Genomic DNA, 18578 nt, shown 5'->3' on the forward strand with positions numbered 1-18578 from the left:
CGCCTTGTGACGCCAGGTATTGTTTTGAATGATTCAGCTTAGGCTCTTCATCACAACTTTTGGCGGTTTCACGGCAGAACCGACAATGAAGCCTATAACGTAGAAAATACGCTTGCTGAAACGTTTAATCTAGAATGATTGGCACGTTACTCGATAATGTCTCATCCTTGAAGTCCAATTGTCGGATGTGCTGCGACAATGGTCGTCTGCCTGAATCGGGTAGGATTGGTGAAAATGTCGGGGCAAGCTCGAAAAAACAAGGAAATCCCGGGTTGAAACTCAGTGATATCGCCCAGTTGGCCGGTGTGTCCGTTACCACCGCCAGCTATGTCATCAATGGCAAGGCAGAACAACAACGTATCAGCAGTGCCACCGTCGAGCGCGTGCGCGCGGTCGTCGAACAACATGGCTTTACGCCCAATCCCCAGGCTGCCGGGCTGCGCAGTCGGCACACTCGCACCTTGGGTTTCATTCTGCCGGACCTGGAAAACCCCAGTTACGCACGAATCGCCAAACTGCTGGAACAAGGCGCTCGGGCTCGCGGCTATCAGCTGCTGATCGCCAGTTCCGACGATGCGCCGGACAGCGAACGGCAGTTGCTGCAACTGTTCCGGGCCAGGCGCTGCGATGCGTTGATCGTTGCCAGTTGCCTGCCTGCCGGCGATGACAGCTATCGCCAATTGCAGGCCAAGGGCATTCCGATCATCGCGATCGACCGGGTCATGGAGCCTGAACATTTCTGCTCGGTGATCAGCGATGACCGCGAGGCCAGCCTGCAACTGACCCGCAGTCTACTGGACCCGCTGCCCAAGCAGATCGCACTGATTGGCGCACGCCCCGAACTGAGCATCAGCCAGGAACGGGCGGCAGGTTTCACAGAGGCTTTGGACGGGTTCAATGGCGAGGTGCTGATTGAGCACGGTGAGTCGTTCAGCCGTGAGTGCGGCAAACAGCTGATGGACGAATTGCTACAGCGTCTGGGCCATTTGCCGGATGCGCTGGTGACCACGTCCTACGTGCTGCTTCAGGGCGTCTTCGATGCCTTGCACGATTTCCCGCTCAAAACCCGCCCGCTACGCCTCGGCACGTTCGGTGACACGCAGTTGCTGGATTTCCTGCCGCTGCCGGTCAACGCCATGGCCCAGCAGCATCAGCTCATCGCCGATAAAGCCCTGGAACTGGCCCTGGCTGCCATTGAACAATCGGATTACCAACCCGGCGTGCAGGCCATCGCGCGGACCTTCAAGCAGCGTATTCGCCAGGACTGAACCGTGGAGCTGATCGACAGCCACACTCATCTGGATTTTCCGGACTTCGACGAGGATCGCTCGGCGTTGTTGGCCGAGAGCCGTGCCCTCTTCGTGCGGCGGATGGTGGTGCTGGGGGTTTATCAGGGCAATTGGCAGCGGGTCTGGGATCTGGTGCAAAGCGACCCCGATCTGCATGCGGCGTTCGGTTTGCACCCGGTGTATCTGGATGATCATCGTCCCGAACACCTGACGGCACTCGGCGACTGGCTGACCCGTCTGGCGGGCCATCGGCAGTTGTGCGCCGTGGGCGAAATCGGTCTGGATTACTTCATCGAAACCCTCGATCGCGAGCGCCAACAGGCGTTATTCGACGCGCAGTTGCAACTGGCGGCGGATTTCAATCTGCCAGCGCTTATTCATGTGCGACGCAGCCATGCGGCGGTGATTGCCACGCTTAAACGGTTTCGCTTGAAACGCGCGGGGATTATTCATGCCTTCGCCGGCAGCAAAGAAGAAGCCCGTGAATACATCAAGCTCGGGTTCAAACTGGGCCTGGGCGGTGCCGCGACCTGGCCTCAGGCGTTGCGCATGCACCGTGTACTCGCGGAGCTGCCATTGGATTGCGTGGTACTGGAAACCGATTCTCCGGACATGGCGCCCGCCATGTTCCCCGGGCAACGCAACAGCCCGGCACACCTGCCGGCGATCTGCTCGGCACTGGCGCAAATCATGGCGATCAGCCCCGAGCAACTGGCCGCCGTCAGCACGGCCAATGCTTGCCAGTTGTTCAACTGGTAATCAGTCAACGTGGGCCTTGGCGGCTTCAAGCGTCAGCGTCATGTGTTGCCGGTGCCGGGCATACCGAATGACGATGAAGTAGACGAGCACCGCCAACAGCGAAAAATTCAGCTGCTCCACGACGCTGAGCATCCCGACCCACTCCAACACCAACGCCACCAGCAATGCAGTGCAAACCATGACCAACGTGCTCGCCCGCAGCATTGCCAGGGTGTCGATGGACTTGAAGCGCTGGATCTGTTTCGGATCGTTCAGTTGCAAGGTTTTCTGGCAATGGGAGCAGGTGAACGCTTCGTTGATCGCAATGGCGTTGAGTTGCCAGGGTTTGAGCAGGAGTACGCTCGCGCAATGAGCACAGTGCCCCTGGATTCCAATCGTTGCAGCAGACATTACCAAGCCTCCTCAGGGCAGGTCAGAGTGGTGGATCATCCTTCATTGAAGACCAAAAACCAGACAACGGAGGAAAACCGGACATTGCCGACCTGGAGAGGGGATAAGTACTACTGATTGTTCACACTGTAGGAGCTGAGCTTGCTCGGCTCCTACAGTTGCTTCGGGGCGTTTTCAGACCCGGAATGCGCTGATCAGCTGCTTCAATTCCACCACCTGAGCCGACAACGCACGACTGGCATCCTCGGTCTGGTGCGCCCCTTCGGCGGTGCGTTCACCCGCGCGGTTGATCTCGACAATATTCTGGTCGATGTCATGGGCCACGGCGGTCTGCTGCTCTACCGCGGCGGCGATTTGCTGGTTCTGATCGACAATCATGCCGACTGCGCCAAGGATGTTTTCCAGCGCTTGCTGAACCTTTTCCGACTGCCCTACCGTGCCGTTGGCCATCTGATGGCTGGTACCCATCGCCTTGACCGCAGCACCGACACCGCTGTGCAGCTTGGCGATCATCTGCTCGATTTCCTCGGTCGATTGCTGGGTGCGCTTGGCCAGCGTCCGGACCTCGTCCGCCACCACCGCGAAACCACGGCCCTGCTCACCGGCCCGAGCGGCTTCGATGGCCGCGTTGAGCGCCAAGAGGTTGGTCTGTTCGGCGATGCTCTTGATCACCTCCAGCACGCGACTGATGGACTGGCTGTCGCTGGCCAGTTGATTGATCACCAGCACCGACTGATCGATCTCAGTGGCAAGGGCTGCGATACTTCCCTGCTGAGACTCCACCAGCCCGCGACCACTGATGGTCTCGTCGTTGACGCTATGGGCACTGCTCACCGCTGCTGCGGCACTGCGTGCGACCTCAAGGGAGGTGGCCGACATCTGGTTCATGGCCGTGGCGACCTGCTCGATCTGTGTGCGCTGCCCCGCCACCGCCTGGTTACTCTGGGCTGATACGCTCTGCACCTGCCCGGCCTGGCGCTCGACCTCACTGACGGTCTGGCCAACCCGCTCGATCAGGTCATGGATTTTCTTCACGGTGCCGTTGAACACCTCGCCCAACTCACCCAGTTCATCGCGACTGTGGGCGCTGAAGGTCACCGTCATGTCGCCGGCCGCGACTTTGTCCATCACCGCGCCAAGACGCTTGAGGGTAGTGCGGGTCGAGGCGTAGAAGCCGCCGTAGAGGTAAAAAATCAACACAAACACCACCGACAACGCCACGGCCTGCAAGACCATGTGGGTGCGGTTCTGCTCCAGTCGCTGCTGTAACTGGGTGCCGAGAAACTTCAGGGTGGCTTCATTGAGTTGGTACGTCTGGTCCATCAGGCCCGTGACCTGATCGTAAAAGCCCTGCCAAGGCGCATCGAGCGTGTCGGCCATCACCACCTGCTCTTCGAACAGCTCACTGGCCTTTTTCAACGACGCCTTGCTGCTATCGGCCTGAGCGGCCAGGGTTTCCCGTGCCGCTTTGCTGGAGCCCAGCGCGTCCTGCAACTTCAAGGCATATTCGGCCTGCAATTTTTCGATCTGCACCAGCAACTCATCAAAACGGGTACTCGATGCCGAGTTGAGAAAGCCCTGCCCCAGCGAAAAAGAGCCCATCGCCCGGCCTTCACCCAGAAGCTGGGTAACGGGCGGGGTGACATTGGTAATGAGTTCGCTCAGCTGGCGCATGTCGCTCTGAGTGTCGCGGCTGAGGCCGGCCTGACTGGCGATGATCTGGCTGAAAATCTGCGCGTTGCCGAGCAACTTGCCGATCATTCCACTTTTACTTTGCAGGGAATTTTCCGCTTGCTGGGCCTTGAAGGCGGCAATCATTTCATCGCGTTTACCCTCGAAAACGATGATCTGCTCGGGGTCGGTGGTCATCGCCGCCAGCCCTTGCAAACGGCTCAGCACGCTTTGTCCCAAGGTGCTGATCTGCGACTCGACATTACCGGCCTTGCCGGACTGACCGAGGGTGACATTGATCTGTACCAGGTTGTTCAGGGTCTCCAGATCGCGCCGTAACGTCAGGCTGCTACCCAGCAGGTCGAGGCTTTGCAGTTCGACGCGGGTGCCCTGGAATTCTCGATAAGAATCGCGCACCAGATAGAAGTTGGTCACCAGCATCGGCACAAGGAACAGCACGCTGATCAGGCTGAACTTCATGCCAAAGCTCAGGCGGTTCATCAGCGCAACGGCGGGATAGAGCAAGCTCTTCACTGGAAGTCTCCCTTTGATTTCTTATTTTTATTGGCAGGCGCGGGTCGACAGCAGATAGCCACTATTCGGCGCCAGCTCTGTATAGCTTAAATCGGCGGGAGGTTTTGTAACTTAAGGTTAACGAGGGGCGCGCGGACCTGTAATTGGATGGACTCGCCCAAGCCGAGGCGTCAATGCGCCACGATGGCAGTCTAAACAGCCAACGACAGCGAGGGCGAGTCCATGAAAAAGCATACTTCGATTGATCAATCCCTGTCTTCTTCCGATTTGTCGGCCTGCACAACCGTGGCGGTCGATCTGGCCAAGCAGGTCTTTCAGGTCGCCGGTGAAGACGTCCTCGGCCAGGTGCACTACGAGCAACGGATCAAGTCGCGCGAGGCGTTTTATGAGTTTCTACGCCAGTTGCCGCCTCATGTCGTGGTTCTGATGGAGACCGGTCCGGGTGCTCAAGCCTGGGCCCGGCAGCTGCAAGACCAAGGCAATCTGGCGCGGATTCTTCCAGCCGGTTTGGTGGCCACACATCGCAGCGGGCCTAAAAATGATCGCAACGATGCGCTGGCGATTCTGCGGGCTGGTCGCGATGAAAAGATCTACGCAGTGCCGGTCAAAAGCGTTGCGGCGCTGGCAATGCAGGCGTTGCATCGCGCCCGCCAAGGCTATGTGCGTCGACGCACGGCGGTGAGTAATCAGATGCGCGGCCTGCTGCTCGAGCATGGCGTGGCCTTGGCGCAGGGCGATGTTGCGATCAGCCAGAAAATTCCGCGGGTACTGGAAGATGCCACCCAGCCGGTGCCGGGCCTGCTGCGTGAACTGATCGACGAACTGTTGGCCGAGTGGCGCCATTTGGGCGAACGCATCAGCGTGCTGACGGGGCGCCTGGAAGTGGCCGCCAACGCCGACATGACGGCGAAGCGACTGATGACTGTGCGCGGCATCGGCCCAGTCACTGCCACGGCACTGGTGGCCAAGGAAACCAAGCCTGAGCGATTTCCCAATGCCCGCAAGTTTGCCGCGTACTTTGGCATGGTGCCTGACCAGCACAGCAGCGGGCAGACGGTCCGGCTGGGGGACATGACCAAGCGCGGCGATGTTTATTTACGCAGCCTGATGATCCAGGGAGCCCATGCGGTACTGCAACAACTACGACCTGATTCCCAGCAACCCGATGACCGCCGCTTGTTGCGCTGGATGAGCCGACTGGGCCGTAAGGAGGCTGCGGTCAGGTTAGCCAACCGCAACCTGCGAATCGTCTGGGTGCTTCTACAGAATGACCAGACTTATCGTCGCCAGGCTGGTGATGGCCAGCAAGCGACGATGAGCCACTGAGCGACAGAGTTCTGCCACCGAGGTACTAACTGTCCGGCCCTTTGCTGAAAAAAAATTGACCCCAGGTAAGACCGGCGTGGATTGATGCCTTAGCTGCTACTGGCCTTCGAGGCCTGACTGTAATCGGCAAACCACGAGCTCTTCCAATTTTGGCCAGAAGCCGAAGACGGCTTCCTCGAATAGGCCTAATACATAGATGCAACGGGGCGGCGGTTTTTCAAAAGCGGGTAGACAGTGAGGGCGAGTCCATACATAGCAGCTGGCGCAGCCTGCGTCCGGCTGCGCAGCAGTCGTTAATTCAGGCACTGCGGTTTTTCAGGTTTATCGGGTCAGCAGGATTTACGCCTGCTGCGCAGCCGGACGCAGGCTGCGCCAGCTGCTAGGGTATCGGCGTATTAAGGCAGGACGGTCCACAACGCAAAACCGGCGTACCAGAGCACCGCCGCGCGCAGCAGCAGTTCCCAGATCCGGTCGAGGCTGTTGATGCCGTCAGGCCCGACCACCGGCGCTGGAATTTCACCGGCCACCAGCCCGACCTTCTCGATCAATTGGGCGGCGCTGATGTTCCAGTTCAGCAGCTCATGCAACATCACCCGACTGACCGCAACAAAGTTGCCGACCAACGCAAAACTCGCCGCCAGCAGACGCACCGGCACCCAGTCGAACGCATGACGCAGTTGTGCGGCGCGTTCGCCCACGGCCGGGTTCTGCCCGTGTTCTTCGGCCAGGGCCAGCAGTCGATAGCTCAGGGCCGCGACCGGACCCAGCAGGAAGTACCAGAAAATCACCGCGAAAAAGCTCTGATAAGCCTCCCACAGCAGGTGCCCTTCGACCCGCTCCAGCAGTTGTTCGCCGCTATCGGCGCAGATGCCCAGGTCACGCTCCGCCACATGAGCGGCAGCTTGCAGGTCTTCCCGGCGCCAGGCATCACGAAACGGCCCGAGACCGGCCAGCAGATCGCCGCGGCCCAAACTGTAAATCACCACCAGCAGGTGCACCGGCAACGCCAGCAGACCGTAGGCCACCGGTTCCAGCACCAGCAGCAGCAAACCCAGCAGTGCCACGGGCAACAACACCAGTATCGTCAAAATCAGCCACGGACTTTTCGCCAGACGCGGACTGACCTCAAGCTTGTTCAGCTCGCGGACCCAACCGCCATCGCGCTGAACCCGATGACGCAGGGCCGAGAACTTCTCGATCCAGACCGCCAACAGCAACACCAGAAAACTCATTGTTGTTCCTCTTTTGCCAGGGCGGCGCGATAGCGTGCCCAGTCGAACGCGGGTCCAGGATCGGTTTTACGCCCAGGTGCGATGTCGCTGTGCCCGCAGATGCGCTGTGCGGTGATGGCCGTGAAGGCGCTTTGCAACTGCCGGGTCAGGGTCGTCAACGCTTGATACTGAGCGTCGGTGAACGGTAGATCATCCGTGCCTTCAAGTTCGATGCCCACGGAAAAATCGTTACAGGTTTCCCGCCCTTCGAAACTCGAGACGCCGGCATGCCAGGCACGCTCAAGACAAGAGACAAACTGAGTGACAGTGCCGTCACGTTCGATCAGAAAGTGCGCAGACACACGCAGGTCGGCGATCCCTTCAAAGTAGGGATGCTCCGTGACATCCAGACGATTCTGGAAAAATTCCTGCACCTTGCCGGTAGCGAATTGCGCTGGCGGCAAACTGATGTTGTGGATCACCAGCAGGGAAATTTCGCCCGAGGGGCGCGCATTGAAGTTGGGCGAGGGGCATAAACCCACACCCTGACACCAACCACTCGCGGGGTCCAACTGCATACAGGTTCCTTCAACGACGACTGTGTTGGCGCCCAGTATGCCGCGATAGACCCTCGGGGCGCGATCACTTGCCGCGATTGAGGCGCCGCAGGTTAACGATCACCGACTCCAGCGCCCGGTCGAACAGCAAAGTGTCGTCCAGCGCTCGCACCGCGCCACGATGGAATTCCAGAGCCAGACCGGTGCGGCTGCGCTCCAGCACTTTCATTCCGGTGCGGTTGACGAAAATGTACTTGCCGGTGGCTTCAATGATCGCCGCCAGCTTGCAGCGAAGGGTGTTTTCCTCGTCTTCCTGAAACTCGACCCAGCACCCCAGCCGCAGCTGATCGACCTGAAGCAGACCGGCATCGTCCTCCGGCAATCGCACTGACGCCGTATCGACCGGCCCTTCGTCGGCGGTTCGCAGGACGACTTCCTGCAGCACTTCGACCATTACCGGCGTATCGACAGACTGTTCAAGCTTTTGCCCTGGACGTTCGAACAGTTGAATGTGCAAGGCTTCCAGCTCACTGAAAAACTCGCTGGTGGCGAACGGATCGAATGCCGAACTGCTCAGCCCGTCGCGCAACGACTTGAGCAACCCAGGCACCAGCGTCAACAAGCGCAGGCTCGCATCGGGCTCGTCATGGCGCTGTACGCTCCAGATCAATTGCTCCATGGTCTGCACATCGGCGTGCCACTCGGCCGACTGATCGCCGTGCTTGAGGCACGTCAGCAGCAACACTTTGCTCCAGGCTTCCTGGACAAACACCACCACCCGTTGCGGCAATACTTTGCCCAACAAGGCCAGATTCAACACCTGTTCGACGCGCTGGCGGGCCAGTTCAGTCCTGGCGCGGCCTTCTTCGGCGTCACGGGTACGTTGCTCCAGCAGCTCACTGCGACGGCGCTCGTCGCTGGTGAAGGCGAGAAAATCCGCCAGCAATTCGGAAAAAACCACCGGATCATCGACAAAATCGTTCAGCAACCGTTGCACCACTTGCTCGATGCGCAGATACAGGCTGTCGCGTTCATGGTCATCGCACTCGCCCCACCCCATGGCGGCGGTGGCGATTTCGTTGAGCAGGCGCCGGGCCGGGTGACTGCTGCGGCTGAAGAAGCTCTTGTCGAGCACCGCCACTTTCAGCATCGGGATCTGCAAACGGCCGATCAGCGCCTTGAGCGAATCCGGCAGGTTGCGGTCATCGAGGATGCATTCGAAGAGCATCGCGATCAGATTGATCACGTCTTCGTCAGCCACCCCGACCACGCGCGACTTGCCACTTTTGACGCTGACCCGGGTCAACAATTGTTCGAGCTGGTTTCGCAGATCGAAGTCGTCCTGGGCTGCCGGCGCCGGCACGTATTGCTGCAAGTGCGAGAGCAGGCGCAGCAGATCGCGGGTGGAAATCGGCTGTGCCTGGGCACTGGCTTCAAGCGTCGGCGCGACACTGCCCCGCACGTGAAACAGCAATTGCTGCAACGCGGCGAAGACTTCCTGCACGCTGTCGTCGATCGGCGGGCCACCGGCGCGGGTGTTGGCCTGCGCGGACTCAACACCGACGCTGGCAGCCGCACGATCCATGGCCCGACGCGCAGGGGCAGGTTTGAGGTCGGGCAGAACACCGGTGGCAATCAGCAACTGATTGGCTTCGGCGTAGAGCTCATTGGCATCTCTGAGCACGTAGCGTTCGAACAGTTTGAGGATGATCAGCTTGACCTTGATCTCCACCCCCAGGTTGCGCCCGGCCTGCAAAAAGTACTCGCAGAGCATCGCCGGCCCCATCGGATTGTGCTGATCGAGCAGCTCCCTGCCCAGCAGTGTGCTGAGTCGGGCAGTCAGTTGGTCCAGGGCGAAGCCGTCGCGGTTCAGCACTTTGCTGACCATCGCGTCCACTGCCACGCTGCGCTCCATGTCGTCATTGGACAGCGCCGCCGCGGCGTTCAAGGCCAGCGCCTGGGACAAGGCAGACGGAGTGGTGTCGTACTGTGTGAGGCTGACAAAAGCCTCGACGAATTGTTCGAGAAAGCCGCGTTCGATGTTTTTGCGCTTGAGACGCAAGTCGCGCATGGCTTCGAAGAAGCGGTTCTGATCGACGTCATTGCGGGCCCGGTCGGCCATTTCGAACAGTGTGTCGTCGGCGTTATCGAACAACTCCTGCAAACCATGCCTGAGCTGTTGAGCGGCCTTGTCGCGAACCTGAAGCAGAATCACAGGCAGGCGGGCGAGCGGCGAGTGAGTCGCCTGGTCGGTAGTCACCTTTCGCAAAGGCACTACATTCCCGTCGTTGTGCATTCAGGCCTCCTGAAACGGTGAGTCTTCGAATGGTCGTCAATCCAATCCACGTCAAAGCCATGACGTCAAAAGCAAGGCGGATTATCTTGCAAAAGATGTCTTCAGTACCAGCAGACTCTGCGTTTCCCATTGAAATAGACGCTTATGGAAGACGTTGACTGAGTGCCGATCGCTTAAGCGAATCGACCAAATGCAGGTTTCAGGGCGATGGGAACGCGTCGATGCCTTGGGTTGCCCGGCGCCATGGCTCTATAATCGGGCCACTTTGTTTGTGGAGTCCGTTATGCCGAATCTACGTCTCGCCGATTTGACCGCCGAAATCGAAGCCAACGTGCGCCGTGCGTTGCTCGAAGACATCGGCAGCGGCGACATCACCGCGCAGCTGATCCCGGCCGAACGCCTGGCCAAAGCCACTATCATTACCCGCGACGCTGCCGTCATCAGCGGCACAGCCTGGGTTGATGCAGTGTTTCGGCAGCTGGACCCACGTGTGGCGGTGCACTGGCAGGTGCGCGATGGCGAGCGGGTGAAACCCAATCAGGCGCTGTTCCACCTCGAGGGCCCGGCGCGCTCGCTGCTGACGGGCGAACGCTGTGCACTGAACTTCCTGCAGTTGCTTTCTGGCGTGACCACGCGCGCGCAGTACCTGGCGGATTACGTTGCCGAGACTCAGGTGAAGTTGCTCGACACCCGTAAAACCTTGCCGGGGCTGCGTCTGGCGCAGAAGTACGCTGTGACCTGCGGCGGTTGCCACAACCACCGCATCGGTCTGTACGACGCGTTCCTGATCAAGGAAAACCATATTGCTGCCTGCGGTGGCATCCCGGAGGCCATCAAAGCCGCGCACAAGATTGCCCCGGGCAAACCGGTGGAGATCGAAGTGGAAAGCCTGGAGGAGCTGAAGGAAGCCCTGGCGGCCGGTGCCGACATCATCATGCTCGACGAGTTGAGCCTGGATGACATGCGCGAAGCCGTGCGTCTGAACGCAGGCCAGGCGAAACTGGAGGCCAGCGGTGGTATCAACGAAAGCACGCTGCTACCGATCGCCGAAACCGGGGTCGATTACATCTCGATTGGCGCAATGACCAAGGATGTGAAGGCTGTCGATCTGTCGATGCGTCTGAGCCTTTGATAACGCCTGTGTGAATGAAAAACGCCAGCCTCGTGAGGCTGGCGTTTTTATCAGACCACCAGATTATTCATCTCGCAGTACTCTTCCCACTCGACGCCCAATACCTCGGCCGCCTCCTTGTGCAGCGCCAGGCGCGCGGCCTCGAACTCTTCCGGGGTTGTGGTGTATTTTAGCGTCAGCTCCCACGGCTGCAAGCCCTGGGCTTCCGCCTCATCCTCGAACGCCCACTGGATCTGGTCTTTCTGATCGTCGGCTGGCAAGTCCTTGATCTCTTCCATCAACGCGTGCGCGTCCAGTGCGTACTTCTTGAGGGCTTCTTCGTGTCTGGCTTCTTGAGTCAACTCTTTAACGGTCATGGCGTTCTCTTTGATCTGGGGAATGGAAGATGGATCTGGATCATCAAGGATCTCTCTGACGCAAAAAAACCGTTTGAAACCCGGTTTATCTGGCCTTCAGAACCATTCGGGATCATCTGAAAACAACGTGTCGCTGGTGCCCGAGACAGGAATCGAACCTGCGACCTTCGCGTTACGAGTGCGCTGCTCTACCGACTGAGCTACACGGGCGGTGGGCTAAACCTAGCACTGACTTTGGGGTCAGGCAACTTCATGACTCGTCTCATTTTTTTGCAGGCAAAAAAATGCCCTGCAGCTTTCACTGCAGGGCATTTTTTATAACGTTTAAGCGGTCAGGCGTGGGGAGTCTTTAAACGCCCGAAGCCTTGGCTGCTGCTACGTCTTTGATGGACAGCTTGATACGGCCGCGGTTGTCCACGTCCAGTACCAGTACTTCCACTTCCTGGCCTTCTTTCAGGATGTCGGTCACTTTCTCAACGCGAGCGTCGCTCAGCATCGAGATGTGAACCAGACCGTCCTTGCCAGGCAGGATGTTGACGAATGCGCCGAAGTCGACGATGCGCTCAACCTTACCGACGTAGATCTTGCCGATTTCGGCTTCAGCGGTGATGCCCAGAACGCGCTGACGTGCAGCTTCAGCCGCTTCCTTGGTTTCGCCGAAGATCTTGATCGAACCGTCGTCTTCGATGTCGATCGAAGCCTTGGTTTCTTCACAGATCGCACGAATGGTCGCGCCGCCTTTACCGATGACATCACGGATTTTGTCGGTGTCGATTTTCATCGCGATCATGGTCGGAGCGTTTTCCGACAGTTCGGTACGCGACTGGCCAATGATCTGGTTCATCTGACCGAGGATGTTCTGGCGCGCTTCCAGGGCTTGGCCCAGAGCGATTTCCATGATTTCTTCGGTGATGCCTTTGATCTTGATGTCCATCTGCAGCGCGGTCACACCTTTGGCGGTACCCGCTACTTTGAAGTCCATGTCGCCGAGGTGGTCTTCGTCACCCAGGATGTCGGTCAGGATGGCGAATTTCTCGCCTTCTTTAACCAGACCCATGGCGATACCGGCAACCGGTGCCTTCATCGGAACGCCGGCGTCCATCAGGGCCAGGGAAGCGCCGCAGACCGAAGCCATGGAGCTCGAACCGTTGGACTCGGTGATTTCCGACACAACACGGATGGTGTACGGGAACACGTCGGCAGCAGGCAGCATGGCCTGAATGGAACGACGGGCCAGACGGCCGTGACCGATTTCGCGACGACCAGCGCCACCCATGCGACCACACTCACCTACCGAGAACGGAGGGAAGTTGTAGTGCAGCATGAACGGGTCTTTTTTCTCGCCTTCCAGGGTGTCCAGCAGTTGTGCGTCACGGGCAGTACCCAGCGTCGCGACTACCAGAGCCTGAGTTTCGCCACGGGTGAACAGCGCCGAACCGTGGGTCTTGGGCAGAACACCGACTTCGATGTTCAGCGGACGTACGGTCTTGGTGTCGCGGCCGTCGATACGTGGCTTGCCGTTTACGATGTTTTCGCGAACGGTGCGGTATTCGATTTCGCCGAAAGCTGCTTTGACTTCGCTGGAAGAAGGCTGGCCTTCTTCACCGGACAGTTTGGCAACAACCTGGTCCTTCAGCTCACCCAGGCGAGCGTAACGGTCGGCCTTGATGGTGATGGTGTAAGCCTGGGAGATCGCGTCGCCGAACTCGGCACGGATAGCGCCCAGCAGAGCGGTAGCTTCTGGTTGTGGAGCCCAGGCCCAGGTTGGCTTGGCAGCTTCGGCAGCCAGTTCTTTAACGGCGTTGATCACAACCTGGAATTCGTCTTGAGCAAACAGTACCGCGCCCAGCATCTGGTCTTCGGTCAGCTCTTTGGCTTCCGATTCAACCATCAGAACGGCATCCGAAGTACCGGCAACGACCATGTCCAGGCTCGACGCTTTCAGTTGTTCGTAAGTCGGGTTCAGCAGGTAGCCGGTGCTTTCGTGGAACGCAACGCGGGCAGCGCCGATCGGGCCATCGAAAGGAATACCGGAGATAGCCAGGGCAGCCGAGGTACCGATCATCGCAGCGATGTCCGGATCGGTCTTCTTGCTGGTGGAAACGACGGTGCAGACAACCTGCACTTCGTTCATGAAGCCTTCTGGGAACAGCGGACGGATCGGACGGTCGATCAGTCGGGAAGTCAGGGTTTCTTTCTCGGAAGGACGGCCTTCACGCTTGAAGAAACCGCCAGGGATCTTACCGGCAGCGTAAGTCTTTTCCTGGTAGTGAACGGACAGAGGGAAGAAGCCCTTGCCTGGATCGGCTTGTTTGGCACCGACTACGGTCACCAATACGCTGACGTCGTCGTCAACGGTGACCAATACTGCGCCGGAGGCCTGACGGGCGATACGGCCAGTCTCGAGGGTAACGGTCGACTGACCGAACTGGAATTTTTTGATTACCGGGTTCACGGTGTCCTACCTTCTTTTGTGGCTCTTGGGGAACTTGTCTTCTTGCGAAATTCTTGGGCAACGCCGGGAATCGGCCCGACTTTCATTGTCCAGATAAAACTATTGTCCAGATAAAACTTGAGGCTGGGAGCCTGCCATGCGCCAGCGGGAAACCCACTGACGTACGACAGACAACCAACCTCTAGCGCAATCGCTAATTAGCGACGCAGACCCAGGCGACCGATCAGAGCGCTGTAACGGCTCACGTCTTTGCCTTTCAGGTAGTCCAGCAGCTTACGACGCTGGTTTACCATGCGGATCAGACCACGACGGGAGTGGTGATCTTTACCGTTGGCCTTGAAGTGACCTTGCAGTTTGTTGATGTTGTGGGTCAGCAGTGCAACTTGCACTTCTGGCGAACCAGTGTCACCAACAGCTTGCTGGTAGTCAGCTACGATTTGAGCTTTTTCTTGAACGTCGAGAGCCATGAGGCAATCCTTTTATCAGGAAACTGTTTCAAAGAAACAGCTTCAACAGGCCAGGGACAAATCCCTGTATCTAAAAATGAGTAGTGACCGTGCCTGTTAACAGCCACCCTCGTTCGGTCATTCTGACCGAATCAGTCGACGCGGCGCGATGCGCCCGTCTTCGCTCACTTCACCGATACCGATGAAGCGACCGTTGTGATCCTGTACCCGTACCATGCCGAACTTCGGTGCATCCGGAGCCCGTACCGGTTGGCCGTTAAGCCAGTAGAACGAGCTGTGCTCCGAGAACTGCAACAGAGGCCAATCCAGCAGGCCGCTGTCCGATGGCATCAGGAAGCGGTCGACCGCTTCGTTGCCGCCTTCGGCATGTACGGCTTCCAACTCTTCCAAAGTGACCGTCTGGGCCAGCGTGAAAGGCCCGGCCTGGGTACGTCGCAGTTCTGCAACGTAAGCGCCACAACCGAGTTGCTCACCGATATCCTCCACCAGGGTGCGGATATAGGTGCCTTTGCTGCAATCCACCGCAAGCCGCGCAGTATCACCCTCAAAGGCCAGCAATTCCAAGCGCGCAATAGTAACAGAACGCGGTTCGCGCTCCACTACTTCGCCTGCACGGGCCAGCTTGTACAGCGGCTGGCCGTCACGCTTGAGCGCCGAGTACATCGGCGGTATCTGACTGATTTGCCCACGAAAACTCGGCAGCACAGCTTCGACATCGGCGCGACCAACGGTCACCGGACGTTCCTGCAAAACTTCACCTTCGGCATCGGCCGTGGTGGTGGTCTTGCCCAGTTGCGCCAGGGTTTCATAAGCCTTGTCGGAATCGAGCAGGTATTGCGAAAACTTGGTGGCCTCACCGAAGCACAACGGCAGCACGCCGGTGGCCAGCGGATCGAGACTACCGGTGTGCCCCGCTTTCTCGGCGTTCAGCAGCCAGCGGACCTTCTGCAACGCGGCGTTGGAGGTGAACCCCAGCGGCTTGTCGAGCAGGATGATACCGCTGACGTTACGACGGATACGTTTGACCTGAGCCACCGATTACTCCTTGGCGTCTTCGGCTTCAGCCGCTACCGGGTGCTGATTGTCTTCAGCCACCGCACGCTCGATCAGGGCCGACAGGTGCGCGCCACGCACGACGCTTTCGTCGTAGTGGAAGTGCAGCTGTGGAACGCTGCGCAACTTCATTTCGCGAGCCAACTGCATGCGCAGGAAACCGGCGGCGGAGTTGAGCACCTTGATGCTTTGCGCGATGTCTTCGGCGTTGTCCTGACCCATCACGGTGATGAAGATCTTGGCGTGACCGACGTCACGGCTGACTTCAACAGCGGTAATGGTGACCAGGCCGACGCGTGGGTCTTTGACTTCACGACGGATCAGCTGTGCCAGCTCACGCTGCATCTGATCGCCGATACGTTGGGTACGGCTATATTCTTTTGCCATGTCTTGTTACCTGTTACTGCCTCACGGTGAAACCCGTGTGGTCTGAAAGCGGCAAACGCCCGGCCTGACAGAAGCCAGACCGGGCGTTGCGTTTAGAGTCCGACTGATGCGCCGCGCAGTTGCACGCGGCCGGCCATCACGGCTCTTGAAGTGCGCGAGTTAGAGGCTGCGAGCAACCTGAACCTTCTCGAAGACTTCGATCTTGTCGCCGACTTTGACGTCGTTGTAGCTCTTCACGCCGATACCGCATTCCATGCCGGCACGTACTTCGGAAGCGTCATCCTTGAAGCGGCGCAGGGATTCCAGCTCGCCTTCGAAGATAACGATGTCTTCACGCAGTACACGGATTGGACGGTTACGGTGAACAACACCTTCGATAACCATGCAACCGGCGATCGCGCCAAACTTCGGCGAACGGAACACGTCACGCACTTCAGCGGTACCCAGGATGTTCTCGCGAACATCGCTGCCCAGCATACCGGTGAGGGCTTTCTTGACGTCTTCGATGATGTCGTAGATCACGTTGTAGTAACGCATATCCAGACCTTCCTGCTCGACGATCTTGCGAGCGCCAGCATCAGCACGCACGTTGAAGCCAAACAGTACAGCGCTGGAGGCCAGTGCCAGGTTAGCATCGGACTCGGTGATACCACCGACACCGCCACCGACAACACGCACTTGCACTTCGTCGTTACCCAGGCCGTTCAAGGCACCGTTCAACGCTTCCAGCGAACCACGGACATCGGATTTGAGGACGATGTTAAGCGTCTTCTTCTCTGCCTGGCCCATGTTCTCGAAGATGTTTTCCAGCTTGCCGGCGTGAGCGCGAGCCAGTTTGACTTCGCGGAACTTGCCTTGACGGAACAGAGCCACTTCACGGGCTTTCTTCTCGTCCGACAGCACGCTCATCTCGTCGCCAGCGTCCGGGGTACCGTCCAGGCCGAGGATCTCGACAGGGATGGAAGGACCAGCTTCTTTGATTGGCTTGCCGTTCTCGTCGAGCATGGCACGTACACGGCCATAGTTCGAACCGACCAGCACCATGTCGCCTTGGCGCAGGGTACCGTCTTGAACCAGAACGGTAGCAACCGGACCACGACCTTTGTCGAGACGCGATTCAACCACGACGCCTCGGCCAGGAGCCGAAGGAGTCGCTTTCAGTTCCAGAACTTCAGCTTGCAGCAGAACAGCTTCGAGCAACTCGTCCACACCAGTACCGACTTTCGCCGAAACCGATACGAACGGGGTGTCGCCGCCCCACTCTTCCGACGTCACGCCGTGAACCGACAGTTCGCTACGGATGCGATCGAGATCAGCGCCCGGCTTGTCGATTTTGTTCACTGCAACAACCAGCGGAACGCCGGCAGCCTTGGCGTGCTGGACCGCTTCAATGGTCTGCGGCATTACGCCGTCGTCCGCTGCAACGACCAGGATCACAATGTCAGTCGCCTTGGCACCACGGGCACGCATTGCGGTAAACGCGGCGTGACCCGGGGTATCGAGGAAAGTGACCATGCCGCGGTCAGTTTCAACGTGGTACGCACCGATGTGCTGGGTGATACCGCCGGCTTCGCCAGCAGCTACCTTGGCACGACGGATGTAGTCGAGCAGCGAGGTCTTACCGTGGTCAACGTGGCCCATTACGGTCACAACCGGTGCACGGGAGAACGTCTCACCTTCAAACTTCAGGGACTCGGCCAGGGAGTCTTCCAGGGCGGTGTCGCTGACCAGGGTCACTTTGTGGCCCAGTTCTTCGGCAACCAGTTGAGCAGTTTCCTGATCAAGCACCTGGTTGATAGTCGCTGGAGTACCCAGTTTGAACATGAACTTGATGATTTCAGCAGCCTTGACCGACATCTGATTGGCGAGATCGCCAACAGTGATGGTCTCGCCGATCTGCACATCACGCACGACAGGGCCGGTAGGGCTCTGGAAACCGTGGGCGTTGCGCTTCTTCAGCTTGGCCTTGCCGCGACCACCACGACGGAAGCCATCGCTTTCTTCGTCGGTAGTACGTGGGGCAACGCGTGGAGCAGGCGCTTTTTCCTTGACCGAAGCACGATGCGGAGCGTTTTTGCGCTCACCATCACCACTGCCACGACGATTGCTATCGTCGGCACGTGGTTTGTCCGGACGGCGCTGTTCGTTCTGCTTGTTGCGAACGTCTGCAGACGGTGCTGGAGCAGCGGCTACAACCGGCGCGCTTTCGCGTACTGGCTCGGCAACTGCAGCAGGTGCTGCAACGGCGTCGTTAGTAGCGGTTTGCGCAGCAGCAGGCTGGCGACGCGCTTCTTCTTCGGCGCGACGCTTGGCTTCTTCTTCAGCCTTCTGACGTGCAGCATTTTCTACTGCGCGACGTTCTTCCAGTTCGCGTTTGCGCTCGGCTTCGATTTCTTCCGGGCTGCGCTGTACGAAGACTTTCTTCTTGCGTACTTCAACGCTGATGCTTTTGCTGCCAGCAACACGCAGGGTGCTGGTGGTTTTGCGCTGCAATGTAATCTTGCGCGGTTCTTCCACTTTCGCCTTGTGGCTGCTCTTCAAGTGAGTCAGCAAAGACTGCTTCTCACTATCGCTCACACCTTCATCGGCGGCGGTGTGCGGCAGACCTGCCTCACGCATCTGCTGCAACAGGCGCTCTACCGGTGTTTTGACCTCATCGGCCAGTTGTTTCACCGTGACTTGCGTCATGCACTTC

15 protein-coding genes and 1 tRNA gene are annotated in these 18578 nt (G+C 58.7%); 4 read left to right on the top strand and 12 right to left on the bottom strand.

The features are described 5' to 3' along the window. Nucleotides 1–272 precede the first annotated feature (272 nt). Together cra and ACYZT5_RS20095 are read left to right on the top strand one after the other, a co-directional pair. Nucleotides 273–1268: a catabolite repressor/activator gene (gene cra, locus ACYZT5_RS20090; protein WP_462047088.1), complete on the top strand. Its 996-nt coding sequence runs from the start codon at nt 273–275 to the stop codon at nt 1266–1268. A 3-nt stretch (nt 1269–1271) separates the two neighbouring features. Continuing rightward, nucleotides 1272–2048, top strand: coding sequence for a TatD family hydrolase (locus ACYZT5_RS20095; RefSeq protein ID WP_462047089.1), 777 nt, complete (start codon nt 1272–1274; stop codon nt 2046–2048). On the opposite strand, the gene ACYZT5_RS20100 is transcribed toward ACYZT5_RS20095, so the two are convergent. Continuing rightward, nucleotides 2049–2438 (bottom strand): hypothetical protein, encoded by a 390-nt coding sequence (locus ACYZT5_RS20100; protein ID WP_462047090.1) that lies wholly within the window; start codon nt 2436–2438, stop codon nt 2049–2051. 174 nt (nt 2439–2612) lie between these two features. After that, nucleotides 2613–4643, bottom strand: a complete 2031-nt coding sequence (locus ACYZT5_RS20105) for a methyl-accepting chemotaxis protein (protein ID WP_462047091.1) — start codon at nt 4641–4643, stop codon at nt 2613–2615. A 267-nt stretch (nt 4644–4910) separates the two neighbouring features. Here ACYZT5_RS20105 and ACYZT5_RS20110 point away from each other — a divergent pair, with 267 nt between their 5' ends. Then, complete coding sequence (locus ACYZT5_RS20110) at nt 4911–5969, top strand: IS110 family RNA-guided transposase (protein WP_462052202.1); 1059 nt, start codon at nt 4911–4913, stop codon at nt 5967–5969. A gap of 395 nt (nt 5970–6364) precedes the next feature. Here ACYZT5_RS20110 and ampE read toward each other — a convergent pair whose 3' ends face one another. The 3 genes from ampE to ACYZT5_RS20125 form a co-directional block, all read right to left on the bottom strand. Then, the gene (gene ampE / locus ACYZT5_RS20115) at nt 6365–7201 is read right to left on the bottom strand and encodes a regulatory signaling modulator protein AmpE (RefSeq protein ID WP_462047092.1); all 837 of its coding nucleotides are present in this window, start codon (nt 7199–7201) and stop codon (nt 6365–6367) included. After that, nucleotides 7198–7758, bottom strand: a complete 561-nt coding sequence (gene ampD / locus ACYZT5_RS20120; protein WP_462047093.1) for a 1,6-anhydro-N-acetylmuramyl-L-alanine amidase AmpD — start codon at nt 7756–7758, stop codon at nt 7198–7200. The genes ampE and ampD overlap by 4 nt, the downstream gene beginning before the upstream one ends. 64 nt (nt 7759–7822) lie before the next feature. Next, on the bottom strand, nt 7823–10033 hold the full coding sequence (locus ACYZT5_RS20125) for a DUF1631 domain-containing protein (RefSeq protein WP_462047094.1): 2211 nt from the start codon (nt 10031–10033) through the stop codon (nt 7823–7825). Nucleotides 10034–10316: 283 nt separating this feature from the next. Between ACYZT5_RS20125 and nadC the strand changes: the two genes are divergently transcribed. Next, nucleotides 10317–11165: a carboxylating nicotinate-nucleotide diphosphorylase gene (nadC, locus tag ACYZT5_RS20130; RefSeq protein WP_462047095.1), complete on the top strand. Its 849-nt coding sequence runs from the start codon at nt 10317–10319 to the stop codon at nt 11163–11165. A 50-nt stretch (nt 11166–11215) separates the two neighbouring features. Here the strand turns inward: nadC and ACYZT5_RS20135 are convergent, their stop codons facing one another. From ACYZT5_RS20135 to infB, 7 genes are all read right to left on the bottom strand, one after another. Next, nucleotides 11216–11521 (bottom strand): DUF6388 family protein, encoded by a 306-nt coding sequence (locus tag ACYZT5_RS20135; protein ID WP_462047096.1) that lies wholly within the window; start codon nt 11519–11521, stop codon nt 11216–11218. 134 nt (nt 11522–11655) lie between these two features. Beyond that, a tRNA-Thr gene (locus ACYZT5_RS20140) sits at nt 11656–11731 on the bottom strand. A gap of 139 nt (nt 11732–11870) precedes the next feature. Next, nucleotides 11871–13976, bottom strand: coding sequence for a polyribonucleotide nucleotidyltransferase (gene pnp / locus ACYZT5_RS20145; RefSeq protein ID WP_461976905.1), 2106 nt, complete (start codon nt 13974–13976; stop codon nt 11871–11873). A 197-nt stretch (nt 13977–14173) separates the two neighbouring features. Next, complete coding sequence (gene rpsO / locus ACYZT5_RS20150) at nt 14174–14443, bottom strand: 30S ribosomal protein S15 (protein ID WP_028623136.1); 270 nt, start codon at nt 14441–14443, stop codon at nt 14174–14176. A 117-nt stretch (nt 14444–14560) separates the two neighbouring features. Beyond that, entirely contained in the window at nt 14561–15478 is a 918-nt protein-coding gene (gene truB / locus ACYZT5_RS20155) for a tRNA pseudouridine(55) synthase TruB (protein ID WP_462031638.1), read from the bottom strand. Between the two features lie 3 nt (nt 15479–15481). Then, nucleotides 15482–15883: a 30S ribosome-binding factor RbfA gene (gene rbfA, locus ACYZT5_RS20160; protein ID WP_461951925.1), complete on the bottom strand. Its 402-nt coding sequence runs from the start codon at nt 15881–15883 to the stop codon at nt 15482–15484. Between the two features lie 159 nt (nt 15884–16042). Then, nucleotides 16043–18571 carry a translation initiation factor IF-2 gene (gene infB / locus ACYZT5_RS20165; protein WP_462047097.1) on the bottom strand — a complete coding sequence of 843 codons (2529 nt, stop codon included), beginning with the start codon at nt 18569–18571 and terminating at the stop codon, nt 16043–16045. Between the last annotated feature and the right edge of the window lie 7 nt (nt 18572–18578).

Source organism: Pseudomonas sp. LB3P14, assembly GCF_054898045.1.